General features: G+C 67.0%; 17 protein-coding genes and 5 pseudogenes. 11 read left to right on the plus strand and 11 right to left on the minus strand.

The features are described 5' to 3' along the window. The first annotated feature begins 30 nt into the window (after nucleotides 1-30). From ACIBCJ_RS14560 to ACIBCJ_RS14585, 6 genes are all read left to right on the plus strand, one after another. Complete coding sequence (locus ACIBCJ_RS14560) at nucleotides 31-1,242, plus strand: ATP-grasp domain-containing protein (protein WP_365978214.1); 1,212 nt, start codon at nucleotides 31-33, stop codon at nucleotides 1,240-1,242. Nucleotides 1,243-1,276: 34 nt separating this feature from the next. Beyond that, entirely contained in the window at nucleotides 1,277-2,266 is a 990-nt protein-coding gene (gene sbnA / locus ACIBCJ_RS14565; RefSeq protein WP_133890793.1) for a 2,3-diaminopropionate biosynthesis protein SbnA, read from the plus strand. Further along, entirely contained in the window at nucleotides 2,260-3,264 is a 1,005-nt protein-coding gene (gene sbnB / locus ACIBCJ_RS14570) for a 2,3-diaminopropionate biosynthesis protein SbnB (protein ID WP_362093452.1), read from the plus strand. The genes sbnA and sbnB overlap by 7 nt, the downstream gene beginning before the upstream one ends. 29 nt (nucleotides 3,265-3,293) lie before the next feature. Then, a complete protein-coding gene (locus tag ACIBCJ_RS14575) occupies nucleotides 3,294-4,238 on the plus strand; it encodes an ornithine carbamoyltransferase (protein ID WP_362093449.1) in 945 nt (314 codons plus the stop codon). Between the two features lie 83 nt (nucleotides 4,239-4,321). Beyond that, entirely contained in the window at nucleotides 4,322-5,173 is an 852-nt protein-coding gene (locus ACIBCJ_RS14580; RefSeq protein WP_243860320.1) for an IS5 family transposase, read from the plus strand. A gap of 679 nt (nucleotides 5,174-5,852) precedes the next feature. Next, nucleotides 5,853-6,626, plus strand: coding sequence for an alpha/beta fold hydrolase (locus ACIBCJ_RS14585; RefSeq protein WP_243860319.1), 774 nt, complete (start codon nucleotides 5,853-5,855; stop codon nucleotides 6,624-6,626). Between the two features lie 982 nt (nucleotides 6,627-7,608). On the opposite strand, the gene ACIBCJ_RS14590 is transcribed toward ACIBCJ_RS14585, so the two are convergent. From ACIBCJ_RS14590 to ACIBCJ_RS14610, 5 genes and pseudogenes are all read right to left on the minus strand, one after another. Next, the gene (locus ACIBCJ_RS14590) at nucleotides 7,609-7,986 is read right to left on the minus strand and encodes an IS110 family transposase (RefSeq protein WP_362093445.1); all 378 of its coding nucleotides are present in this window, start codon (nucleotides 7,984-7,986) and stop codon (nucleotides 7,609-7,611) included. A 751-nt stretch (nucleotides 7,987-8,737) separates the two neighbouring features. After that, entirely contained in the window at nucleotides 8,738-9,085 is a 348-nt protein-coding gene (locus ACIBCJ_RS14595; protein WP_362094111.1) for a PQQ-binding-like beta-propeller repeat protein, read from the minus strand. Then, the gene (locus tag ACIBCJ_RS14600; RefSeq protein ID WP_014670069.1) at nucleotides 9,063-9,266 is read right to left on the minus strand and encodes a cold-shock protein; all 204 of its coding nucleotides are present in this window, start codon (nucleotides 9,264-9,266) and stop codon (nucleotides 9,063-9,065) included. The genes ACIBCJ_RS14595 and ACIBCJ_RS14600 overlap by 23 nt, the downstream gene beginning before the upstream one ends. Before the next feature lie 567 nt (nucleotides 9,267-9,833). Next, nucleotides 9,834-9,950: pseudogene (locus ACIBCJ_RS14605) on the minus strand (3-oxoadipate enol-lactone hydrolase); the annotation flags it as partial. After that, on the minus strand, nucleotides 9,929-11,095 hold the full coding sequence (locus tag ACIBCJ_RS14610; protein ID WP_362093441.1) for a tyrosine-type recombinase/integrase: 1,167 nt from the start codon (nucleotides 11,093-11,095) through the stop codon (nucleotides 9,929-9,931). The gene ACIBCJ_RS14610 and the pseudogene ACIBCJ_RS14605, both read right to left, overlap by 22 nt. Before the next feature lie 802 nt (nucleotides 11,096-11,897). Between ACIBCJ_RS14610 and ACIBCJ_RS14615 the strand changes: the two genes are divergently transcribed. Beyond that, entirely contained in the window at nucleotides 11,898-12,254 is a 357-nt protein-coding gene (locus ACIBCJ_RS14615; RefSeq protein WP_362093439.1) for a transposase, read from the plus strand. Nucleotides 12,255-12,260: 6 nt separating this feature from the next. On the opposite strand, the gene ACIBCJ_RS14620 is transcribed toward ACIBCJ_RS14615, so the two are convergent. Further along, nucleotides 12,261-12,536 carry a helix-turn-helix transcriptional regulator gene (locus ACIBCJ_RS14620; RefSeq protein WP_362093437.1) on the minus strand — a complete coding sequence of 92 codons (276 nt, stop codon included), beginning with the start codon at nucleotides 12,534-12,536 and terminating at the stop codon, nucleotides 12,261-12,263. 920 nt (nucleotides 12,537-13,456) lie between these two features. Here ACIBCJ_RS14620 and ACIBCJ_RS14625 point away from each other — a divergent pair. Continuing rightward, nucleotides 13,457-13,756: pseudogene (locus tag ACIBCJ_RS14625) on the plus strand (transposase); the annotation flags it as partial. Nucleotides 13,757-14,186: 430 nt separating this feature from the next. Here ACIBCJ_RS14625 and ACIBCJ_RS14630 read toward each other — a convergent pair. Then, nucleotides 14,187-15,009 (minus strand): annotated as a pseudogene (locus ACIBCJ_RS14630) (IS5 family transposase). Nucleotides 15,010-15,108: 99 nt separating this feature from the next. Next, entirely contained in the window at nucleotides 15,109-15,891 is a 783-nt protein-coding gene (locus ACIBCJ_RS14635) for a transposase family protein (RefSeq protein WP_362093434.1), read from the minus strand. Nucleotides 15,892-16,159: 268 nt separating this feature from the next. Here ACIBCJ_RS14635 and ACIBCJ_RS14640 point away from each other — a divergent pair, with 268 nt between their 5' ends. From ACIBCJ_RS14640 to ACIBCJ_RS14650, 3 genes and pseudogenes are all read left to right on the plus strand, one after another. Then, nucleotides 16,160-17,344, plus strand: a complete 1,185-nt coding sequence (locus ACIBCJ_RS14640; RefSeq protein ID WP_362094108.1) for an IS701 family transposase — start codon at nucleotides 16,160-16,162, stop codon at nucleotides 17,342-17,344. A gap of 339 nt (nucleotides 17,345-17,683) precedes the next feature. Beyond that, a complete protein-coding gene (locus tag ACIBCJ_RS14645; protein WP_362093431.1) occupies nucleotides 17,684-18,280 on the plus strand; it encodes a hypothetical protein in 597 nt (198 codons plus the stop codon). Between the two features lie 537 nt (nucleotides 18,281-18,817). Further along, nucleotides 18,818-19,261 (plus strand): annotated as a pseudogene (locus ACIBCJ_RS14650) (transposase family protein); the annotation flags it as partial. A 48-nt stretch (nucleotides 19,262-19,309) separates the two neighbouring features. Here ACIBCJ_RS14650 and ACIBCJ_RS14655 read toward each other — a convergent pair. The 3 genes and pseudogenes from ACIBCJ_RS14655 to ACIBCJ_RS14665 all read right to left on the minus strand — a co-directional run bounded on the left by ACIBCJ_RS14655 (nucleotide 19,310) and on the right by ACIBCJ_RS14665 (nucleotide 24,223). Continuing rightward, a pseudogene (locus ACIBCJ_RS14655) lies at nucleotides 19,310-21,156 on the minus strand (thiamine pyrophosphate-requiring protein). Nucleotides 21,157-21,281: 125 nt separating this feature from the next. Continuing rightward, on the minus strand, nucleotides 21,282-22,748 hold the full coding sequence (locus ACIBCJ_RS14660) for a cation:proton antiporter (RefSeq protein WP_362093428.1): 1,467 nt from the start codon (nucleotides 22,746-22,748) through the stop codon (nucleotides 21,282-21,284). Nucleotides 22,749-23,131: 383 nt separating this feature from the next. Then, nucleotides 23,132-24,223, minus strand: a complete 1,092-nt coding sequence (locus ACIBCJ_RS14665; RefSeq protein WP_362093425.1) for a PP2C family protein-serine/threonine phosphatase — start codon at nucleotides 24,221-24,223, stop codon at nucleotides 23,132-23,134. Between the last annotated feature and the right edge of the window lie 143 nt (nucleotides 24,224-24,366).

A 24,366-nucleotide genomic window follows, 5' to 3' on the forward strand; every position in this document is an offset into this window, starting at 1 on the left:
ATGATGCGCAGAAATCGACCCATGATATGCGTGTTGCACGACACCGGCAGTGCCGCTCCGATCAAGGTTGCCGCCGCCGCGCGGAAGCTGTGCGACATCACCTTCCTGGCGGACCGTTCCACCAGGCAAGTGACCGAAGACTACCGGGTCATGACGGATATCGCCGATGTCGTGGACATCACGGGCCTTAGTACCACCGAGGTAGCCCAGAGGATTCGCATGCTGCCGACAGACGGAATCACCACGTTCAGTGAATTTCAGCAGCGACGCGTTGCCGAGCTGGCAGCAGAGTGCGGTTTCATCGGTCACAGCGTCGAAACCGCGCAGCTACTCACCGACAAGTTCCGGCAACGCCAGGCCCTCGCCACCGCAGGAACACAGGTGACTCGGGTGGCTCTTGTCGAAAGAGTCGACGACGTCGAACAGGCCGCGGAGATCGTCGGCTTTCCTGCCGTCCTCAAACCCCGGCGCGGAGCGGCGGCCGCCCGCACCTGCAGAGTGGATTCCCTGGAGCAGTGCCTAGCGGCGGTCGCCGACTTCGCCGACCATCCGGATTCGGTATTCGTCTTGGAAGAACTGCTGGTCGGTGACCCGCTGGCGGCCGGCCCCGAGTGGGGCGACTTCGTCTCCGTTGAATCCGTTGTTCACGACGGAGACGTCCAACACGTCTGCGTCACAGGAAAGCAGCCTCTTGCCCCGCCCTTCCGGGAGACGGGCGACCTCATGCCCAGTACGGTGCCGACGGAGCTGGAGGATCGCATCGTCCGCCTCACCGGCGACGCCCTGCGCGCCCTGGGGGTACGGCACGGCGTCTGCCACACCGAGATCAAGCTCACTGCAGACGGGCCGCGGATAATTGAGGTCAACGGCCGGATGGCCGGCTATGCCAGCCACCTCCTCCACCGGGCCACCGGCTTCAACCTCACCGAGGCCGTGCTGGAACTCGCTCTGGGCCACCGTGTCGACGTACCGGTTCTGCACTGGAACCAGCTGTACTGGTCACGATTCGTGCTGCCGCCGATGGAGGCGAGCCGCGTCGTCTCCGTCGCTCCCCTCGAAAAACTCGCCGCGCTGCCCGGTGTCCAGTCGCTGGACATCCTCGCCACGCCCGGGCAGTCCGTCGACTGGCGCCACGGCACCCACGACATGCTGGCGATCCTGCACGCCACGGCGTCGACCCACGACGAGGTGCTCTCGCTGATCAGCCAGACCGAGCAGGCCGCCCGTGAGTCCTGTGTCTGAGCCGCACAGCCCCGGCGGCGTCCTGTGCGACGGTGTGATCGGCGCCATCGGCCGGACCCCGCTGATCGAGCTGCGCAGGGTGCACACGTATCCGTTCCGCATTTGGGCAAAACTGGAGCGCTTCAACCCCGGCGGCAGCATCAAGGACCGTACGGCGTTGAGCATGCTCGCACAGCGGATCAGGTCCGGGGAGCTCGTGCCCGGGCAATCGGTGGTGGTCGAGTCGAGTTCCGGCAATCTCGGCGTCGGCCTCGCGCAGTTGTGCGCCTATTTCGGTCTGCGCTTCGTCTGCGTTGTGGATGCCCGCACCACCGAGCAGAACATCGCGATTCTTCGCGCCTTCCAGGCCCAGGTCGAGGTAATCGGCCGAGCAGAGGCACCCGACGGGGACTTCCTCTCGGCCCGCCTCCGCCGGGTCAGCGAACTCGTACGGTCGATCCCCCACGCGTACTGGCCCAATCAGTACGTCAACCCGCTGAACCCCGCCGCACACCGGCAGACCATGCACGAGATCGCCACGGCGCTCGACGGAAACGTCGACTACATGTTCTGCGCCACCAGTACCGGCGGAACGCTGCGTGGGTGCGCGGAGTACATACGCGAGGCTGGTTTGTCCACAACCCTGGTCGCCGTCGACGCGGAGGGCAGCGCGATCTTCGGCCCACCGCTGGGTGAGCGTCTGCTCCCGGGGCACGGCGCCTCCGCGAAGCCGCCACTGCTCGACGGAAACGTCACCCGCGCCCATGAGGTCGTGCGGGTCTCGGACATGGAGACGGTGGTGGCCTGCCGCCGCCTCACGGTCGGCGAAGGGCTGCTCGCGGGTGGCTCGTCCGGCGCGGTGTTCGCCGCACTCGAGGCGATGGCCGACCGGATCCCGCCCGGCTCCCTTTGCGTGCTCGTCTTCCCGGACGGCGGAGACCGGTACCTGGAAACGATCTACTCCGATGCCTGGGTCCGAAGGAACTTCGGCGACATCGGACACCTTTGGAAAACCCCCACCTCAAAGGAAGACGCCCCATGCTAGTCATCCGGCACGACGACGTTGCCAAGCTCCTCGAAGGACGAGAAAGTGAACTCGTCGACCTGGTCGAGGAGACCTACATCAGTCACGAACAGGGGCGCAGCGCCCTGCCCCACTCGACCTTCCTCCGTTTCCCCGGCAACCAGCGCGACCGCATCATCGGCCTCCCCGCCCACCTGGGCGGCGAACAGCCCGCCGCGGGGATCAAGTGGATAGCGTCCTTTCCCGAGAACATCTCCCGTGGCCTGCAGCGAGCCAGCGCCGCGATCATCACCAATTCCATGGTGGACGGGCGGCCCACCGCGCTGATCGAGGGGTCGCTCATCTCCGCCAGGCGCACCGCGGCCTCGGCTGCGGCAGCCGCCCGCGCGCTGCTGCCGGACGGCTCCGCCCAGGGGCTCGCGCTGCTCGGATGCGGGGTCATCAACGCGGAAGTCCTGCGGTTCGTGACAGCCATTATCTCCGATGTGAAGGTTGTCACAGTCTACGACCCGTCTTCGGACAGAACGGAGGCGTTTCAGGCCAGGTGCCGTGACATGGTTCCGGGACTCACCGTGAAGGTGGCCCCGGACCCCGTGACCGCAATGGCCGCCCACGAACTCAGCTCTGTCGCCACGAATGCGCTCACACCTCACCTCGGCCCGGAGGCACTGCGTCCAGGTTCGGTGTGTCTGCACCTCTCGCTGCGCGACTTCACCCCCGAGGCCGTACTGGCATCCCAGAACGTCGTCGACGACATCGACCACGTCTGCCGCGAGCGCACTGCTCTGGACCTCGCCCAGCATTTGTCCGGAGGCAGGGAGTTCATCGACGCGACGGTGGGCCAGGTGCTGTGCGACCCGGCGAAGCTGCGGCGCCGGCCGGAGAGGCCGCTGCTGTTCTCGCCGTTCGGACTCGGCATTCTCGACCTCGCCGTCGCTGAGTACGTCCGGCGCAGGGCAGCGGAGAGCGGCCTGGGCATCGCCATCGACGACTTTTCACCGGCTCCGGCCATCCGTTGAACCCCACGATCCTTGCAAGGAGGACCCGAGTGCAGAACCGTCGTGTGCGCAGCCTGATTTCCCTTGACGATCTGAGCGACGCGGACCTGAGACATATCGTCCGCAGAGGAACGGAGTTCGCCGCTGGCGGCGTGATTGGCGCGCCACTGGAAGGTGACGTCGTGGGCATCTATTTCCAGAAGACGTCCACCCGCACCCGCACCGCATTCTCTTCCGGTGCTCTCCGCCTCGGCGCACAGATCATTGCCTACGGTCCCGGGGACCTCCAGGTGAATACGGGCGAGACCATTGCCGACACTGGCCGGGTGCTGGCAGGCATGCTCGACGTACTCGTTGCGCGGACGGCCGAGGATCCGGGCGATCTCAGGGCCATGGCGGCACCCGGCACGATGGCGGTCGTGAACGCGATGACTGCGGATGAACACCCCACTCAGGCCCTTACGGACCTGGTCACGCTTCAGCAGCATTTGGGGCGGACTCGGGATTTCGCCCTGCTTTACGTGGGTGAGGGAAACAACTCCGCGGCCGCGCTCGCCCTCGCGCTCACCCGGTGCCCGGGCGCCACACTGGAACTGCGCACACCGCACGGCTATGGGCTCGCCGACGACGTTCTCGCACGGGCCGGCGAACAGGCCGAGCGACACGGAGCCCGGATCATCGAGCGCCACGACATGGCGGCTCTGCCCAACGACTTCGACGCCATCTACACCACGCGCTGGCAGACCACCGGCACCACCAAGCCGGATCCCGCCTGGCGGGACATCTTCGCGCCTTTCCAGGTAACTGCCGCACTGTGGGACACGAGTCCGAAGGCGCTGTTCCTCCATGATCTGCCGGCCCATCGTGGTGAAGAGGTGACAGCGGAGGTGCTCGACGGCCCGGCGAGCGTGGCGTTCAGACAGGCGGAGAACAAGATGTACACCGCGATGGCAGTTCTCGAATGGTGCCGAGTGGGCTTGCCTAACAACGGCTAACACAAGAGGTGGATCGCTCCTGGTTGCCGTGACCGGGGCGAGAGCTGAGCGTTCGGTCCGGTGTGGGGACGTCGCCGTGGATCGTGTCGGATGAGCTGTGGGATCACCTGGAGCCGCTGCTGCCGCAGCGGGAGCGGCGCTTTCGCTATCCGGGTCGCAAACCGTTGCCGGACCGGGAGGTGCTGTGCGGGATCTTGTACGTGCTGCACACCGGGATCCAGTGGGAGTACCTGCCGCAGGACCTCGGTTTCGGCTCGGGCATGACGTGCTGGCGTCGACTGCGGGACTGGAACGAGGCCGGTGCAGCGGCTCCACGAGGTGCTGCTGGCAGAACTCAACGCGGCCTCGCGCCTGGACTGGTCCCGCTGTGTGGTCGACTCCTCCCACGTCAGGGCCCTAAAAGGGCGCAGCACACGGGCTCCTCGCCGGTCGACCGGGGCAGGGCCGACTCGAAACATCATCTGATTACCGACGGGCACGGCACCCCGCTCGCAGTCCTGCTGACCGGCGGCAACCGCAACGACGTCACCCAGCTCCTGCCGCTGCTCGACGCGATTCCGCCGGTCCGCGGCCGGGTCGGGCGTCCCCGCCGCAGGCCGCACTCGCTGTTCGCCGACCGCGGCTACGGCCATGACGTCTACCGTGACCAGGTCCGCGCCCGCGGCATCGTGCCGGCCATCGCTCGCCGCGGCACCCTCCACGGCACGGGACTGGGCACCTACCGCTGGGTCGTGGAGAGGAGTTCCGCGTGGCTGCACGGCTTCCGACGCCTGCGCATCCGCTGGGAACGGCGAGCCGACATCCACGAAGCATTCCCTCACACTCGCCTGCTGCCTCATCACCCATCGGCAACTCAGGGCATTGCGCTGACACTGGAACCGCTGGGTATCCCGTGGATGTCCGTGGCTCATGCCATGATCCGGCCTCATGAGTGACCGATCGCTTTCGTCCGTCTGGCTGGCCTCGTGGACAGACAGAGTCTCCAGGACTCTCACGGCCCTGACAGGCGAGTTCGAGGATCGGCACGGCTTCCCCCTGGACCAACGAGGTCCGGCCGGCTAACCACGATGATCAAGCCGCGGCTCGCAGGCTTGCCCAAGTCACCCCTACTCCAGCTGACCTGGTTACCTTCTACGACAGCATCGGCGATGTCACCTGGGCAGACGTCGGCAACGGCTACTTCCTCGAGCCAGCCAGTAACGTCCTGCTGCGGCTCCAGGAGGACGGCATCGTCGATGCCGGCACAGGCCCGAAGGTCAATGGCCTGGTCATCGGCTCGAACGGCGGCGGCCTGGCATACGTCGCGAGCCCTGATGGGGCGCTCTACCGGACGCGGAAGGCGTCGCTGGACGAGCCGGAGCACGACAAGGTGGCCGATGACCTACGGCAGTTCCTGGAGCTGCTGGAGCGCTCCCTGACACGGTTCATCGCCGATGGCGAGGCGGGGCCTGTAACCGCAGGCGCCAAGCGCCCATTCTGTTGGGCGCTGTAACTCCTGAGACGCAGTTGAAGGACACCGCTGTCGCCACGGCACCCGCATCTCACCTCCAGAGGTTGCCGTCCAACGCGGGAACCGTTTGACGGTGTCCTTGGGACGACGACAGGATTGCCGCCATGGAACTCACAGTGCCGGTCAGCGGTGGGGCGGTATGGGCCGAAGACACGGGAGGGGACGGCCCTCCAGTGGTGCTGCTGCACCCGGGCGTCGGGGATTCACGGGTATGGGACCCGGTCCTGCCGCAGCTTGTCGAGCATCACCGGGTAATCCGCTATGACGTGCGGGGCTATGGGCGCTCGCCGCAGCCGACCGCGTCCTATTCGCTGCTCGATGACCTGGTCGCCGTGCTTGACTACTTCCGGCTGCGCCGGGTCTCGTTGGTCGGATGCAGTATGGGCGGAGGTACGGCAATGAGCCTTGCGCTGGCCTACCCGGACAGGGTGACCGCGCTCGTGCTGCTCTGTCCAGGCATCACCGGCTACCCATGGCCCGAGGAACCGAAGTTCGACGCGGAGTACGACGCGTTGATCGAGGCAGGAGACGTCGAAGGGCTGGTGACGCTCGGGCTGCGCGAGTGGGCGGCAGCCGGTGCCGACGAGGCTGCCGTGGCGCAGTTGCGGGCTGCCGCGCCGGCATGGCTCACCGAGGACGAGTACCAACGAGTGGACCCGCCCGTGTTCGACCGACTCGGAGAGCTGAGCACCCCAGCAGTAGTCATGGTGGGGGACCTGGACCGGCCGACGCTGATCGCATGCAACGAGGAGGTGGCCGCACGGATCCCCAGCTGCCGCCTGATGAGGATGCCTGGCGTCGATCATCTCCCGCCGCTGCGTGTTCCTGATCTGGTCGCCGACACCATTCGGACGTACTCGCGCAGTGACATGCTTTGAGGACAGGCAGTAGGCGGCGCGGTTCCCTACGGGTCAGCTCCCTCGGCATGGCTGCGCTGCAGGATGGGGTAAGAGGACCTCGCCGGACGTGCGAGTTGAGCAAGGCATCGCGCGCTGACCCATGTACCCCGCCAGACAGGATCCAGCAGCGAACCCGCATGCCTGAGGCGATAATTGCCTGGATGCCCTTCGGGTTCCCGCAACTTTCCCTCGAGATTCTGCGAACCCGTCGGTTTCTCGGCTCCGGCGGCTACAACGCCGCCCTGCCCGCCGACCTCGCCGGCCCGACCGGGCACGTCACCACCCTCGACATCGACCCGGCCGTTACCGAGCGGGCCGCCCACTTCCTCGCCGAGACGGGGTACGACGGCGTCCGCGTCGTCACCGCGGACGCCGAGCACCTGCCCGAACGGCTGATTCCGAACGGCGGCTTCGACGCCAGCGCAGTCACCGTCATCGGAAACAGGTGCAGCTCGCTGCGCTTCCCGGGAGCGCTGCCTCGTCGCGATCTGTGCGACACCTTGCCCACCGGTCGGCCCTGGCGCCCTGGTGCACAGCGGCGCGGGGGCCCACTACCAATACGGGGCAACATAGCCCCGAAGCGCCGGTTAGCCAAACCGGCAATGCTGCGGAGTATTGACGGTCCCCCTGACATGCGCGTGCGGCACCCATTGGCCCGCCACCGGGCGTGCTCGCCGCCGAGACGAAGGAACCGGAATGCACACAAAGATCGACGAGGGTCGGAGCCCCCGCTACAGCTCCGCTCACATCCGCGCCACCTGGGACGCCACGGCGAGCGTGGAGGATGCTTCAAGGACACTTGGATTCTCACGGGCCAAGGGATACGCCTTGGCCCGCACCGGGTTGTTCCCGTGCCGTGTGCTACGCATCGGCCGTCAAACGCGCGTCGTCACGGCGTCTCTGCTCCGGGTGCTGGAAAGCGGGGAACCGGAGTACAACCATGCCCGCATCGGATGCCCTCCTACCTCCTAGGCAAGGTGTAGCGGGGTCCGCCTGGCTTCCGACGGGTCTTGCCCTCCTGCGTGCGGCGTTCGTAGAACGCCTGGGTGCGCGGGTCGTGGCGCAGGCGGGTGAAGACGATGCGGTGCAGGGCGGCGTTGGTCCGGCGGTCGCCGCCGTAGTTGAGCCGCCGGGTTCTTCGCCGGTCGGAGGAGTACTCGATGGGGCTGACTCCGCAAAGGGCAGCACATGATGCCTCGGTGTTCAGTCGCTCGGGGTTGTCTCCCATGGTGATCAGGAGCGTGACTGCGCTGTCCGGGCCGGTGCCCACCGGTTCGAGTAGCTGTGGGGCGTGGTGTTCGACGAGCCGGGTCAGGCGTTGGTTCAGCTCAGCGGGCACGTCATCGGCATCGCAATTCCTCCTCGGCAGAACCGAACGAAGCGATCGCTGGGCTCTCCGTCCTTCACAACCGTCGCTGCAAGGCTCGACGCAAGTCGACTTTCCAAGTCGTTCACCGGGTACCCCATGACGTCCGAGAAGCCCATCTTCTTGAGATTCACTCGGGCCGCGGGACAGCCGAGCGGACAGGGACTCTCGCGCGGGTTCCCGCTGCGGCGTTCTCAAGAACTGAGGGAGTACGGAGCGCCACCTGCATGGACATCACTCGCGACAGTGGTGCAGCCGCGGTTTCGCCACAGGCCGAGGTCACGCGCCGGTTCAGCAGCCGGTGGCCGGCCGGTCGATCCAGCCGTTGCCGCTCCCGCACTCAGGCGACCCGGTCACCCACCTCAGCGTTCAGTCACTCGGGGGGCTCCCGTGGTGATCAGCTTTGCTACCCACGAGGTCTCCTCACACTGCCATCGCCGCACTCAAGCGTCGGGCGTGTGTGGTGGCACCAGCTCACATCTGGCGTCCCACGAGCAGCCCAACCCTTCTGCACTAGCCAGGGGTCGGGCATGTGGTTGTTTGGCTACGGCGGGCGAGTCCACACGGCAGTTCCCACGCTTGCAGCCAACCGCCGCTGGTGGAGACGAACATCATGCGGCTCTCAACGGCGGGTTGTCCGCGGCCTTCTTCGCTCCACCGCGCTGGCAGCTGGGCCGTACTCCGGTTGGTGCGCGGATCCCACGCGTGCAGGACCCCAGTACGGTCACTTGGCCCAGATCCGATCGCCAGCCATGAACGGCGTGGTGGTGAAGGCGCCGCCTGCGCTCTGGTGCCACAGCTCTCTGCCAGAGAGCGGATCGAGGACTACAAGCCGCCCTGGGTCGAATGCGGCGATGTAGACGGCGTCGCCAGCGACCAAGGGGGCCGTACTGATGCGTCGGTCGACCTGAGTGTCAAACAACGGGTGTCCATTTCGCCCGTCCCAGGCCAGCACCCGGCCGCACCCCGTAGTCAGATGAACCGTCGTGCGACGGTAAGGGCCCGGCGTCCCGAAGCCGGGATGCCGGGCCCCCCTTACCTGGGCGCGATCAGGCGGGGCGGATGTTCTCAGCCTGCGGGCCCTTCTGGCCCTGCGTGACGTCGAACTCGACCTTCTGGCCCTCCTGCAGCTCGCGGTAGCCCTGACTGGCGATGTTGGAGTAGTGGGCGAAGACGTCGGGGCCGCCGCCCTCCTGCTCGATGAAGCCGAAGCCCTTCTCGCTGTTGAACCACTTCACTGTGCCCTTGGCCATGACTGTCTCCTTTGAGGGAAACCGGGCACGCACCCTGCGCGACCGGGAGGTGATCGCCCTGGTCCGGAGAGGCGCTGAACAGCAAGAACGCCCGTGATGGCGATCACGGGCGAACGGAACTTCGGAACCACGACTGCTGATCACAACGCTATAACGGCATGACGGAAGCCGCTAGCGAAAACACGCCAGCATCCGACCCGGAACGAAGCGCTGGATCGCCCATGAGGCTCGCCGATGGTGATCAAGCAGTTTCCCGGCGCAATCGCAAATTAGCACCCCAGAAGCGTCACAGGAACACGGACCGCATAAGGCGCCAACTGCGTCGTGCGCGCCAGCGCAGCCGATCTCACGGCGAAGCCGCACCGGAGCGCTCCGGTGCGGCTTCGCCGTCTCACGGCTCGGCTCAGAGTCCCCTCAGGACAGACACCGGCGGGGCCTCGCCGTATCACCCGCGTATCACGCAGCAATCACCAACTGGGTAGCCCTTCCTGGACCAGGAGGCTCTGACCTGCGATTTCACGCCCCCACTGGACTGGCGTAGACGCCCCTGGACGGTCTCTACAACCTGTGCCATGTAGCACCGAGGGACGGCCCCATGACCAGGACCGGGGCCTGTTCCGGCCCGTCAAAGCGGTATTGCATGCTGTCGGCGTTCTTCTCACTCACCCGTTCACGCTCCCACATCTCACATTCTCTTCGTGAACGGGGGCGGAGCCACTCGCCAGACCTCCCCACGTGTCCGCCGCAGGCCGCAGGTCCTCCACATCCGGCTTCACGTACCAGCGCTTCGTGGTCCGGGCGTCGGCGTGACCGGCCCACCGGGCGAGAAGGTGGTCGGGGACCCCGTGGTTCGCCAGGTACGTCAGGCAGCTCGCACGGGCGTCGTACAGACGGACCCGGCGCAGCCCGCTGCGGTCCATGACCTTGTAGGCCCGCTCACGCAGCTGCCGACCGTTGAGCGCCCTGCCCCGAGCGTCCACGAGAACGTAGCCGCTGTCTTCGTACCCGTGCCCGGCCACCGTCTTCTCGTCTGCCTGAGCATCCCGGAACGTGCTCAGGGCAGCCGCAACCGGAGCCGGCAGAGGAAGTTTCCGCTCACCGGCGGGCGACTTGGCGTCCTTCTCCACCACGATGTCGTTCCCCATGACCGTCCGGGTGTTGGTGATGGACACGGTGGCTTCGTCCAGGTCGATGTCCGTCCAGCGCATGCCACAGATCTCCGCCGGCCGAAGACCCATCAGAGCGAGAAGCAGTGGTGCCTGCAGGCGGTCGCCTGCGATCGCACGAACAAAGGCGCGTACTTCCGCGACGCTCCACGGCGGCACTGCGGCCCTGGCCCTGCGCTCTGCCTTGCGTGCCTTACGGGGAACGGTCACCTCCCGAGCGACGTTGACCCGGACCAGGCCCCGTGTCACTGCCCGGTCGAGCGCCTCCTTCAGCCGGGCCAACGACATCTCGACCGAGGTCGCTCCCAGACCGGTGCCCGGCTTCCCTCCCCGCCCACGCCCTTCCTGGAGCGCCCATCGCATCCATGCCTCGACGTGGTCCTCGGTGAGGTCCTGGAGCCTGATGTGCCCGAGCCTTCCGCGGACGCGGGCCAACGTCATGGTGTAGCTGTAGGCAGTGCTCTCTTCCAGATCCTCGGCCTTCATGGCCAGCCACTGATCGAGCCACTCGTCCACCGTGACCTGACTGAACGGTGCCTGCTCCGCCTCGTAGCGACGATGCACGATGCTCGCGTACTCCGCCTTCGCCTCCCTCAGCGTGGCGAAGGTACGCGTCACCTGCTTACGCTTCCCCGTGACGGGATCGGGCCCTGCGTCGACCACAAACCGGTACCGAACCTTCCCCTTAGCATTGGGGGCAAGCTTCTTGATCGGATAAGACAGGACAACTCACTCTCCGTAGAGGGTCTCGGCTCCTCTTGCCCCACACGGATCCAACGCCGAGCCCAGTGGCCATGAACTCCGTCAAGGGTCGCCATCATCGCCGGTTTGGCCAACCGGCGATCAACGTCTATGTTGCGCCCGATACCGCCCAAATGATGGTCGTCGGCCTGGTCGCCGGAGAGTGTGTGGTCACCTCACCCTCCTGTCAGTCGACCATTTCGACCACGCCGCCGTAGGCAACGTGCGTTCGGCCAGTTGAACATGCCTTTCGCCCCCCGACCCGTTCGCGGGGAGCGGGAGGCGGGATGGCGGCTGACGGCGCGAGACGAACGGCGTTGCTCTCCTCCGCGTGCGGCAGCACCGCCACGAAGTCCGCAGTCCGCATGACGAGTCGGACGACGGCTACAGCGTCCCGAGGAGCACCACCGACTGTTCAGCGCATCGGCCCTCGCCGGACAAAGTCGTCGGTCTCCGATCCCGCCTCTCCTTGGAGTGTCCGGGGTTGCACGTCGAGCACATCGGACACCGGGCGCCGTGGTGCCCGAGGCCCTTTGGGGCCGTACCCCAGTCGCAGAAACATCTGCGGGTGGCCTGCACCGGATACCAGATCGCGCAGGAGCCATCGCCGGTCGGGGCGTTCGAGGGGTTGTGTTGATAGGGAACCGACCAGACCTTCGGCTGTGGTCAGCAGCAGGACACCTTCCATGGCCTGGCCGGCCCGCAGCCAGTCCTCCGGGCGGTCGTGAGTCGTGCTGACGCAGGCGAGCTGGGGTGCCGCTTCGAAGACCGCGGTGCCCCGTCCCGCCGCGGCCCCCGGCGCCGGCGGCTGGCGAAACTGTACGCGGACAAGGGCTACGGCTACGACCATCTGCGCCGATGGCTTCGCCGGCGGAGCATCCGTCATCGCATCGCCCGCCCGCAAGGGCATCGAGTCGTCGCAGTGGCTGGGCCGACATCGTGGGTGGTGGAGAGAAGTGTGTCCTGGCTGGCATGCTGCCGTCGACTCCACCGCCGCTACGAACGCAAGGCCGAACATTTCCTCGCCTTCGTCGGCATAGCCACAGTCCTCATTGGCTATCGGCGTCTTTCAGCGCGTTGACGCAGTTCAGTGCGCTTGGTCTGCGGCGATTACGGCTTGGATCAGGCCAGGGAAGTAGCGGTCCAAGTCCTCCTTGCGGAGGCGCATGTACAGGCCGTTCCCGGCATCGCGCTGATACACCAACCCCGCTTCGCGCAGTACTCGCCAGTGACGGGTGCGACTGGACTTGCCCACCGGCAGGTCGAGGGAAGCACACAGCCGCTCTTCGTCTGGTCGTTCGGCCAGTTCGGCCACGACGCGACGTCGGTTCGCGTCAGCCAGCGCCAAGAGGATGGGCCCCACCTGCAACTCCTCAGCGCGAGGATGCGCCAACTCGCTTGCCATCATCACTTCACCCCTCGACAAGGTACGCCCGCTCGCGTACCTTCCTAGAGGTACGCGACTAAGCGTACCTTACCGCTGTTGGGGGACCCATGCCTGTACCCGCATCGCCGCGTCGCCGAGTCCTGTCACAGATCCGCACGTCACTGCGCAAGCTCCTACTCATCGAGCACTCCCCCTTCATGACCCTCTGATCCGGCGCAGGGCTTCTGCCCTCCTCGCGTGCGGAGGCGTGAAGACTGTCAACCAAGTGCCAAAAGAAGCGTCGTGTTAGGCAGCCACCATGGGGCGAGCCTCAAGGATTGGGAGCCCACTTCGGGCTATTTGCGGGCAGGCAGAAGCTGCCCGAGTCGCGGGAAGCCCATGTGCCTCCGACCTCTTACCCCATGGCAGTTCCAACCCAAAGCCGCTACGCCGCCCGATCTTGTTTCGCAGTGAGACGTATCGCTCGCAGACGCAAGATCCGGCACCGAGTACGCTGCAGGTCGAGGTTCTGCCGCACCACTTCCTCCGTAACAAGTCTCGGCTTCCCCGCCCACGGAGAGGGAAGACTCCGGTCATGAAGCGGTGGGGAAAGTGGATTGCGGCCTCGGTGCTGGCCGGCGTCGTGGCAGCGGCACTGACGACGTTGGCGGCGCGCTCGTCGTGGGGGTGGGACTTCACCGCACGGTGCGTGACGTTCTCGGTCATCTTCCTGATCTACCAGCCACTCTGGGCACGATCCCGTCGCCGCGCGGAGGAGCGGGAGGCGCGACACTAGCGGGAGATCGCAGAAGCACGGAGTGCACGCGAGCCCCGCTAGTACTGCAACGGTGCTTGCCGTGACTGCTGGCCGACTCGTTCGTTGATATGGTCAAGGGTGGGGACCTTGCTGCTGTCAGCTGTGGGCGGGTGAACTGAGCGTTCTGCATGAGCGGTTCGTGCACCGGTTCAACCGGGAAGAGCCACGGCAATCTGCTCTGGCGTACTTGCGAGGGCTGGTCGCGCCGCCGGAGCGGAAGAACGGTTGGACGCTTGCGGAGGAGGCCGGGCACGACCCTGACCGCATTCAGCGGCTGCTGAAACGGATCGAGTGGGACGCCGACGAGGTCCTGGACGATGTGCGCGACTACGTCGTGGAACACCTCGGAGACCCAGATGCCGTCCTGATCGTCGATGACACCGGCTTTCTGACGAAGGGACGCTGGAGGAGCTGATCCGCATCGCCGGCAGCCGCTTTGGGGTCGAGGAATGCTTCCAGAACGCCAAGCAGGAGTGCGGCCTGGACGACTACCAGGTCCGCCGCTATCTCGGCTGGCACAGCCACATGACCCTGGCCATGGCCGCCCACACCTGCCTGACCGTCCTGCGAGCCCGACAACTGGACGCGGACAAAGCAGAAACGGATCCTCCCAGCTCATCCATCTCAGCCTCGCCGAGATCCGACGGTTGATCACCCGCCTCACCGACCGCCGTCCCACCCCGGTCGACCACATCCTGCACTGGTCAACCCGGCGACGACGACGCCAGCACCAAGCCCGCATCAGTCACTACAAGCGACGCGGACACAGCCCCTGAACTAGTCAGCATTCAGCCCAAACACCGTTGCAGTACTAGGTCGTGTCCGCAAAGTCAGGGCAGCCACATTCGTAGGCAGGCGATGGTGACCAGGGCTTCGTAGTGGCGGGCGCGTTTGTCGTAGCGGGTGGCCAGGGCCTTGTTGTGCTTGAGCTTGTTGAAGCAGCGCTCGACGACGTTACGGCGTCGGTAGGCGGCCCGGTCGAGCCGGCAAAGGCTCTCCCGTCGGCGGATGCGGCCGTTGATCTGGTCGATCCGCTCGGGGATGGCCGCCTTGATGCCGCGCCTGCGCAGGTAGGAGCGGATCTTCGTGGACGAGTAGCCCTTGTCGGCGACGACCAGCTCGGGCCGGGTCCTGGGCCGGCCGGGTCCGCACCGCTCGATGCGGATGCGGGCCAGGACCTGCTCGAACTGAGTGCAGTCGTTGACGTTTCCGGCGGTGATCGTGAAGGCGAGCGGCCGACCCTGCCCGTCGCAGGCGAGATGGATCTTTGTGGTCAGCCCGCCGCGGGACTGGCCGATGCCTCGCCCGGCCGGAGCCCCCTTATCGGGCCCCGGCCGCGTGCTGGTGGGCTCGCACGGTCGTGGAGTCGACACACGTGACGCTCCAGTCGACCGACGGCATCGCAGCGCTGCTAGACGTGGGCCAGGAGCCGGTCCCAGGTCCCGTCGGCCGACCAGCGGCGGAAGTGCTCGTAGACCGTCTTCCACGGCCGTACCGCTCGGGAAGATCCCGCCAGGCCGCACCCGCGGACAGCTTCCACAGAATCCCGTTGACCACCTGACGGCGATCGCGCACCGGACGGCCCATCCGCGGCGGGGCCAGGAACGGCTCGATCACCGCCCACGACGCATCGGTCAGCTCATGACGACGCACCACGAACAACCCAAAGAGCCCACCACTTTGCGGACACGGCCTACGAGCTCGTGCACGGTAAGCGGCGAGACGTCGAGGACCTTAACGGGGGCTTGGTGATCACACTTGCCGTGCCAGGATCAGGTCCGCGGTCTGCTGATGGGACAACAGACCTGCGACGGCTTGCACGGTGTCGCTGATGTGCTCGCGGCGGCCGAGATGGCGGGCCAGCGCCCGCCAGTTCTTCAGGTGCGCAATGCCGTGCTCCACGCGGATGCGCCGCGAGGAGTGCGCCTTGCGCTGGCGTTCGTGCATCTCCTCGTACCAGTCCGGAGCGTTCTTCTTGAACTTGCGGTACGGCGGTGTCACTACGCGCCCACCGGTCTGGGCTCCCAGGCCCTGGTAGCCGGCATCCGCGAGGATCTCGGCTGCCGGGCCGCCCTCCAGGAGCCTGACCAGCCCTAACTGGCGGGCATGGGTGATGTCCGCGCAGCTGCCGTGCTGGGTCGGGCTGCAGAAGAGCATCCGGCCGTCGCCATCCGTGACGACCATGGTCTTGACCGCGTTCTGCCTGCTCTTGCCGGAGATGAACTTGTCCCGGTCTTTGCGTCCGGCAGCCGGGCGCCTGACCCGGATCTCGGTGCCGTCGATGATGCCGGTCATCCCGCTGGCGCCGATATGGTCGATGACCTCGGCGAGGGTCCGCAGCCGCACTCCGGTGCTGATGGTGCAGCCTCGCTCGGCGAGCAGGGGTCGCACCTCGCCGATAGCCCGGGTGATGGTGGAGCGGTCGACGCCGAACCAGCTGGCCAGCACGTCATGCGTGGCGGCGTGACGGAGATGCACGAGCGTGGCCAGGAGACGGTCGACGAACACCAGCTGGTGCTTCGCGCCGGCGCCCACTGCCCGCTTCCGTGGCCGGGACGCGAGCTTGGCCTGGTGCCGCTCGTGCCACAACGGACCTACCTCAGCAACGAGTTCAGCAATCACAGCAGCCGAGAGGCCCGTGATCCTCCGGTTGCTGATGATCGCTGCACGAGACGCATTCCCCACCACATGACCATGATCGACCATCAGGAGCTCGACGTCTCACCGCTTACGGTGCACGAGCTCGCTAGTACTGCAACGGTGCTTGCCGTGACTGATGGCCGGGTTGGTCGTTGGTGTGGTTATGGGTGGGGACCTTGCTGATGTCAGGTTGTGGGCGGGTGAACTGGAAGCTGTGCATGAGTGTTTCGTGCACCGTTTCAGCAGGTCGGAGCCGCGGGAGTCCGCGCTGGCTTATATGCGGGGTCTGATCGCTCCGCTGCAGCGGAAGAACGGCTGGACGCTGGCGGAGGAAGCCGGCCATACAGGCCCGGACCGCATCCACCGGATGCTGAACCGGATCGAGTGGGACGCCGACGAGGTGCTCGACGACGTGCGCCAGTACGTCGTCGACAACCTCGGCGACCCCGAAGCGGTCCTGGTCGTGGACGACACGGGCTTCCTGAAGAAGGGCACACGGTCGGCCGGGGTGCAGCGGCAGTACTCCGGCACCGCCGGGCGGACGGAGAACTGCCAGGTAGGCGTCTTCCTCGCCTATGCCACCGATCGCGGGCGGACGCTGATCGACCGGCGTCTGTATCTGCCCACCTCCTGGACCGACGACCGGGAAAGATGCCACCGGGCCGGCATCACTGATGAGGTCGCCTTCGAGACCAAGGTGGCCATGGCCAAGGCGATGGTCCGCCGCGCGATCGCGGACAGGATCCCGTTTCGCTGGGTGACCGCGGATGCCGCCTACGGGTTCAGCAAGGGCTGGCGCTCGGAGCTGGAGCGGGCGGACGTCTTCCACGTCATGGCCACCACCCGGCACGACACCGTGGTCACCCGCTGGGCGATCGACCATCCCGTCCACGACCTGTTCAACGGCCTTGCCCGGCAGAAATGGAAGCGTCGTTCCTGCGGCAGCGGGGCTCACGGCCTGCGGATCTATGACTTGGCACGCGTCGAGGTGCGGCCCTGGCACCGGCCCGACCGCCGCCACTGGGTGATCGCCCGCCGCAGCGTCACCCGCCCGCAGGAGATCTCCTGCTACATCGCCTACTGCCCCGCCCAGACCACCCTGGATGACCTGATCCGCATCGCGGGCAGCCGGTGGGCCATCGAGGAATGCTTCCAGAGCGCCAAGCAGGAATGCGGCCTGGACGACTACCAGGTCCGCCGCTACCCCGGATGGCACCGCCACATGACCCTCGCCATGGCCGTCCACGCCTGCCTGACCGTCCTGCGAGCCCGGGAGCTGGATGCCGGGAAAGCAGAAACGGATCCTCCCAGCTCATCCACCTCAGCCTCGCCGAGATCAGACGCCTGATCACCCGACTCACTGACCGCCGCCCCGCACCCATCGAGCACATCCTGCACTGGTCACACTGGCGTCGACGGCGTCAGCACCAGGCCCGAACCAGTCACTACAAACGACGCGGACACATCCCCTGACCTGGCCATCAGCCACGGCAAGCACCGTTGCAGTACTAGGAGTTGCCTTTAAGCGTCACGCCCACATCAGGAGCGAGGCGAGGGTGACAGCTGCCTCCTGGGCAGGTCGGCCAGGTGCGCGCTGAAGGTAACCGCCCCTTTGAACGAGGCGGACAGGGGTACGAGGTGACTATCACGCCGCGTACCTCTCAGGCGGCCGCACCAGGGGGAGTTCATGACTTCGCAGCCGATGGCCGAGGCCCGACGGAAGGAGCAGGAGGCGGTGCTGCGCCGTCGGCTTGTGGTGAGGTGTGCGCTGCTGCTCGTGCTGGCCGGACCGGTCGGCTTCGCAGCAGGCATGCTCATGAACGCTAACGGGCGCCTAATCACCGGGATTTGGGTAGCGCCGACGGTGTTCATCGCGGTGGCCGTAGCCTTGTGGGTGGTCCTTCGCAGGGAGCAAAGGCGCGCAGCCCGCCTGGGTGTGGCCCTCGGCCGTTACGTGGACCTCGGCCGGCTGGTCCGTCGAGGTGACCCGCCGGTGCAGGCGGAGGTACGACCTGCAGTACTGGAGATTCTGGAGCGCCAGCGGGCCTCGTGGGAGCGGATGACGTCGAAGGGGCAGTCGTGGCTCCGCACCGGCCTGATTGCGCTCTTCTTCCTGATCACTGTCGTCAACGTACTCGACCGGCAGTACGCACTCGCCTTCTTCTCCTCGTTCGCTCTCCTGTCCTGGCTCTCCCTGCCGCTGAGCCTCCGGCGACAGCGGAAACGGCTGCAGGCGGCTGAAGACAAGCTGGCCGCGACCCGTAACACCGGGTCGAGTCGCTGAGCGGTCCAGTACCCGGGGGCAGCTGCCGCTACTCCGTCTCGACCTCAAGCGTGAAGCGGGCCAGATTCTTTCCTATCAGAGCAATTGGGCAGCCTGGCGGTTCCAGCTCTCCCCGTCCGACAGAACAACGACAGCGACTGCAGCCAGGATCCTCACGTCCTGGCTGCAGTCGCAGACCCAATCCACAACGATGGCTTGCCCATGGGAGGGTAAGTGAAGACCTTGGTCCGAGAACTTCCTGCGATCATCGGCGTTTCCGCCGCTTGGGGAGTGATCATTTTTCTCGGTACGTTGGCGTTTACAGATGTGAGCGTCATGCGGTCCACCATGAATGGGCTCGGTGCGGCCGCCATGTGGCTTGCCATCATCCTCTGTTGGTGCGCCATAAGGGCGGGCGTTCTAGCCAGGCCCCAGAAGGTCGGGGCGCATGAATCCGGAGATGGCGTCCCACAGGGATGATTGTGCCGAGTTTCCGTGATCTCGATAACTGAGAGGCGGTGTATAGAAGAAGGTAGCAGCGTCCGTTCCGTATCCGCTCTACGCCGGGACGACACGCAGGCGGTCGCCGCCGGGTTTGGCATGCCGTCGGCACCGCCCACGCCTACGTCACTGCCGTTGTGGACCGTCTGTGCCGCCGGACCCCCGGGCTACTGCGGGTCCTGCGAGATAACGAGCCCGAGTATGCCCTGCTCGACGGCACACTCGCCGAATGCGACCGGGTGGGTGACAGCCTGGCGGACTTCTCCCAGCAGCACCGCCGTCACTGGGTGAACGTGCAGGTCGTCGCTGATCCCGCGGGCAGGCTGCTGTGGATCCCCCCACCTTGCCCGGTCACGCCCACGACCTGACCGCTGCCCGCGCCACCGCGTCATCCGGATCTGTCAACGCCGAAGCGTGCCCGTCCTCACCGACCGCGCCTACATCGCAGCCGACACCTGGGTGACCACGCCGTTCGGACGCCCGCCCTTCGGAGAACTTTCAAAACGCTCAGGCGCTCCGCCGAACCCGCCCCATGTGGTGTGCGGCAGATCACTTCTTCTCTTGGGTGCTGTCGTGCTTGTCGGCGCCGGGACGGTCGTCGCGGTGGCGGCTGCCGGGGAGCATCTCCTGAACCTTGGCCTTGAGCCCCTGCTTCACCATGGAGCTGCGGTCGCTGTCTCCCTTGAGGATCGCGGTGGCCGCGGCCTCGATCTGGTCGAGGGAGGCGTGCGGCGGGATCGGCGGGACGGCCGGGTCGGTGCGGAAGTCGATGACGAAGGGCCGGTCGGCGGCGAGGGCCTGGTCCCAGGCCGACTCGACCTGCTTGGGCTTTTCCACCCGAACGCCGTCCAGGCCGATGCGCTGGGCGATGTCGGCGTAGGGCAGGTCCGGGATGTGCTGCGACTCCTCGAACTGGGGGGGGCGCCGGACATCGCCCGCATCTCCCAGGTGACCTGGTTCAGGTCACCGTTGTTCAGCACTGCCACGATCAGCCGCGGGTCGGACCACTCGCGGTAGTACTTGGCCGCGGTGACCATCTCCATCATGCCGTTCATCTGCATCGCGCCGTCACCGACCAGGGCGATCGCCGGCCGGTCGGGGTGGGCGAACTTGGCGCCGATGGCATAGGGCACGCCGGGGCCCATGGTGGCCAGAGTGCCGGACAGGGACCCTCGCATCCGGCCGCGGAAGCGCAGGTGGCGGGCGTACCAGTTGGCGGCCGAGCCGGAGTCGGCGGAGAGGATCGCGTCGTCGGGGAGCTTGCCGTCCAGGGTGTGGACGACGTACTCCGGATTGACCGGGTCGGCACTGACGGCGGCGCGCCGCTGCATGACCTCCCACCAGCGGGCGACGTGCTTCTCGACCTTCTCCCGCCAGGCCCGGTCCTCCTTACGGTGCAGCCGGGGCAACATCCGCTGAAGTGTTTCGCGGGCGTCGCCGACGAGGTTGACCTCGTTGGGGTAGCGCAGGCCGATCATGTGCGGGTCGATGTCGATCTGCACCGCCCGCGCCTGGTCCAGTTCTGGCATGAACTGCGTATAGGGGAAGCTGGAGCCGATCATCAGCAGGGTGTCGCACTCCTGCATGAGCTCGTAGGAAGGGCGGGTGCCCAGCAGGCCGATGGAACCGGTGACGTAGGACAGGTCGTCGGGCAGGGCGTCCTTGCCGAGCAGAGCCTTGGCCACCCCCGCGCCGAGCACGTCAGCCAGCCGCTCGATCTTCGCTCGCGCGCCGCGGGCGCCCTGCCCGATCAGGACAGCGACCTTTTCGCCGACGTTCAGCACGTCGGCGGCCCGCTGGATGTCCTCGTCGGCCGGGACCGGCGTGTACCGCCCCAGGCCGAGGCTGGAGGGCACCATCTTGAAGGCGTGCGTGGGCGGGCTGTAGTCCAGTTCCTGCACGTCGGCGGGGAGGATGATCGCGGTGACGGTGCGCTTCGCGTACGCCGTGCGGAAGGCCCGGTCGATCAGATTGGGCAGCTGCTCGGGTACGGTCGCGGTCTCTCAGAAGTCGGAAGCGACATCCTTGTACAGGCTCGCCAGGTCCACTTCCTGCTGGTAAGAGCCGCCCATGGCGCTGCGGTTGGTCTGTCCGACCAGGGCCACGACCGGAACATGGTCGAGCTTGGCGTCGTAAAGCCCGTTCAGCAGGTGGATCGCACCGGGACCGGACGTCGCCGCGCACACGCCCACCTTGCCGGAGAACTTGGCGTAGCCGACGGCCTGGAACGCGGCCATCTCCTCGTGCCGGGCCTGCACGAACTTCGGTTTGCTGTCCGCACGTCCCCACGCGGCCAGCAACCCGTTGCTGCCGTCGCCCGCGTACGCGAAGACGTGGTCGACGTCCCATTCACGCAGTCGCTGGAGGACGTAGTCGGACACCTTCGTGCTGGCCATGGAGACTCCCCTTCCTGCTTCTCGGATGCCTCCGCGGCGATGCGAGGGCGGTACGACAATGCATGGGTAGCCGGGCACCCAGGGGGGAAACGCAGCGGCCCGGCGACGGCCCGCCGGCACACCGCTCACGTCGCTTCCGCGGTGAACAGCGCCGCGCACGCCTCCCCGTCGTCGCCGGTGATCAGCAGCACCTCATCGCCGGTCCGTAGGCGCGTGGAACCGCTGACGGGCACGAGGCGCCCCTCCCGGACGACCATGCTGATCCAGGTGTTCTCGCCGATGTCCAGCCCGTCGACCGTACTGCCCTCGGCCGGTGATCCCTCTTCCACCAGGTGACGGGCCACGCCCTCCGGGCGGTTTCGCAGGCGCACCCCGAGTGCCCACGGCTCCAGTTCCACCGTCCGCATGGGCACCCGGCACCAGCGGGCGACCGTGGGCACCAGGGAGCCCTGCACGACGACGGAGAAGACCACGACGACGAACACCACGTCGTACAGTCGGTCGGCGTCCCCGACGCCGGAGCTCACGAGGTAGCTGCCCAGGAGAACCGGCACGGCGCCCTTGAGCCCGGTGAAGGCGAGGAATGTTCTCTCTCCACGACTGAGATCCATGGGCCACAGCAGTGCAGTCAGGACCAGTGGCCGAATCACGAAGGCGAGCAGGGCCGCCAGCACGATGCCGTCCGTCCATGCCCCCTCCATGGTGAAGGTCCACAGCGGCACGGTCAGGCCCAGCAAGGTGAACGCCACGACCTCGCCCAGGCTCCCCAACGCCGTGTGGAAGCGTTCGATCTCCTTCTTGTAGGGGGCGCGGACATCACCGAGCAGCACACCGGCCACGAAGACGGCCAGGAAACCGGAACCGTGCGCCACCGTCGTCAGCCCGTACACCGCGAACGCCCCGGCGAGTGTGCGCAGCGGGTAGAGGCCCTCGGCAGGCAGCGGCACCTTCCGTATCAGGAGCTTCAGACCCCAGCCGCCCGCCACTCCGAACGCGGCACCGATGGCCATCTCCTCCACGAACAGCAGCGCCGTGTGCCCGCCCGTCTCGAGCGCCGATCCGGAGGAGGCATCCAGCAACCCGGCCATCAGGGCGATGCCCACCGGATCGTTCGCACCCGACTCCCCGGGCAACAGCACACCGGTACGACCGGTGATCCTCCGCCTCCCGAGGACCGAGAAGACGACCGCCGGATCCGTCGGCGCGAGCGCCGTGCCCAGGAGGAGGGCGGTACGCCAGTCCAAGTCGAGCACGAGATGCGCCCCGACGGCAAGCAGACCGGCGGTGGCGAACGTACCGAGCACGCCGATCGACAGGATCGCTCGCGCCTCCGGGCGGAAACGCCGCCACCCGATGTCCATGCCGCCCTGGAAGAGCAAGACCACCAAGGCAACGGTGACGACGTCCTGCACCGTCGTCGTCGGCAACTCCCGCAGGGCCGGGAAGACGTCCACAGCGACGGCAGCGACGACCAGGAAGAACGCGGGGGCCGGAATACGGGTGCGCTCACTCAGCCGGTTGGACCCCAACGCCGCCAGCCCGGCCAGTGCCACGAACAGAACGGCCAGACCGAACGACCATGTGCCCTCCACCTAAGGGGTCTCCCTCCACGGGGCGAGCCGGTGCCGACCTCGGTCGGAGGCTCGCGCACCGGCCGGCACCGCCCCCACCTCGGCGGGCGCATCAACGACTGCCGGCGTCAGCTGCTCGGAACCAGCCGACAGTCCGGCGGCGTCGAATCCGTGCTCCGGCAGCAGCGGGGCGCGGTTACGGCCCGACACGGGGCGCGACGGGATGTCCAGGTGGCGTCCGCGGACCAGATCGGCGGTCAGTCCCGCAGTACCCCCTCCACCGTCGCCCATGGCAGGCATGTCCCTCACTTCACCGGTTGTCGTCGAGCGGCACAAGGCGTTGCATGGGTATCCCCGGTACGACAGGCACAAACAGGGAGACACAGTCTCCGCCCGAGCCGCCCCTACTGAGGCTCCGTCAACTCACCGTCGGCCAGCCCCCTACGGCGGCGGACCAGCAACATCGCGGCGTCGTCGTGCGGCGGCCCGACGGCGTGCTCCGACAGATCCTCTCGCAGCGCTTCCAGGGCGTGGTGGGCGTCGGGATCGTTGAGCAGACGGGCCCGGTCGGCAAGTGGGTAGAAGGCATCGTTCTCGTCACGTGCCTCGGTGACACCGTCGGTGTACAGCAGCAGCTGGTCACCCGGTGCGAACCCGACACGGTACGGCCGCGGTCCTTCGGTTCCGTGCATCCCCAGTCCCAAGGGCAGCGCGTAGGACGGTGGCTCCGGGAAGTCGACCGTGCCGTCGGCCCGTACGACCATGGGCGCCGGGTGCCCGAAGTTGAGGAAGGACACCTCGTCCCCGGTCCCGATCTCCGCCAGCACGGCGGTGACGAACTTCTCGCCCTCCAGTTCCCGGGAGAGACTGCGCTCCAACCGCTCCCCCAGCTTGACCAGGTCGGGCTCGTCGTGGGCGGCCTCACGGAAAGCGCCGAGCACCACAGCGGCCGTCTCGACCGCGGCGAGCCCCTTGCCCTGCACGTCGCCGATGATCACACGGACGCCGTCCGGTGAGGCCACCACCTCGTAGAGGTCTCCACCAATACGGGCCTCGGCGATGGCAGAGGTGTAGGAGACGGCCATCTGCAGGGGTCCCACCGTCAACGGCACCGGGCGGAGCAGCACCCGCTGAGCCGCCTCGGCAATCGACCGCACACTGGCCAGCTCCGCTTCCCTACGCTCTCTGATCACCGCGGCGGCCAAACCCACCCCGGTGACTCCCGCCACCGACACACAGGCCGTAAGGCCACGGCGTCCCTCGAACAGGCCGTCGTACAGACCGAGGGCGACCGTCAGGACCAGGGCCACCGCACCGATCAAGGCGGTGTGGCGCCAACCGCCGACCAGACTGGCGAACGCCGGCCCCAGTGAAACCAGCGGCAGGAACCCGACGTCGGGGCCCGCGATGATGTCCGTCACCGCCACGACGGCCATCGCCGCCCACGGTGTCCAAGCCAACACCACCGAGCCGGATGTCGGCTTGTCACCTGTCACGATGCTCTCCTGTGTTCTCTGGGCATCGAGTGGCCCGTTAGCTGTGTTCAATCGCCCCTCCCCGACCTTCAGCCTATGCAATAGTCCTTGCGGTGGAACGATGCCGCCGGGCTGGCTTTACCCAGTCGAGACCACGGCCGGGC

This window comes from Streptomyces sp. NPDC051136 (assembly GCF_044455745.1).
In the GTDB taxonomy this organism is placed as follows: domain Bacteria; phylum Actinomycetota; class Actinomycetes; order Streptomycetales; family Streptomycetaceae; genus Streptomyces.

Excerpts from the sequence above, each read along its gene's own strand:
- sbnB (WP_362093452.1), top strand. The coding sequence starts at position 2,260 with ATGCTAGTCATCCGGCACGACGACGTTGCCAAGCTCCTCGAAGGACGA.
- ACIBCJ_RS14585 (WP_243860319.1), top strand. The coding sequence starts at position 5,853 with ATGGAACTCACAGTGCCGGTCAGCGGTGGGGCGGTATGGGCCGAAGAC.
- ACIBCJ_RS14600 (WP_014670069.1), bottom strand. The coding sequence starts at position 9,266 with ATGGCCAAGGGCACAGTGAAGTGGTTCAACAGCGAGAAGGGCTTCGGC.
- ACIBCJ_RS14640 (WP_362094108.1), top strand. The coding sequence starts at position 16,160 with ATGGGTGGGGACCTTGCTGATGTCAGGTTGTGGGCGGGTGAACTGGAA.
- ACIBCJ_RS14645 (WP_362093431.1), top strand. The coding sequence starts at position 17,684 with ATGACTTCGCAGCCGATGGCCGAGGCCCGACGGAAGGAGCAGGAGGCG.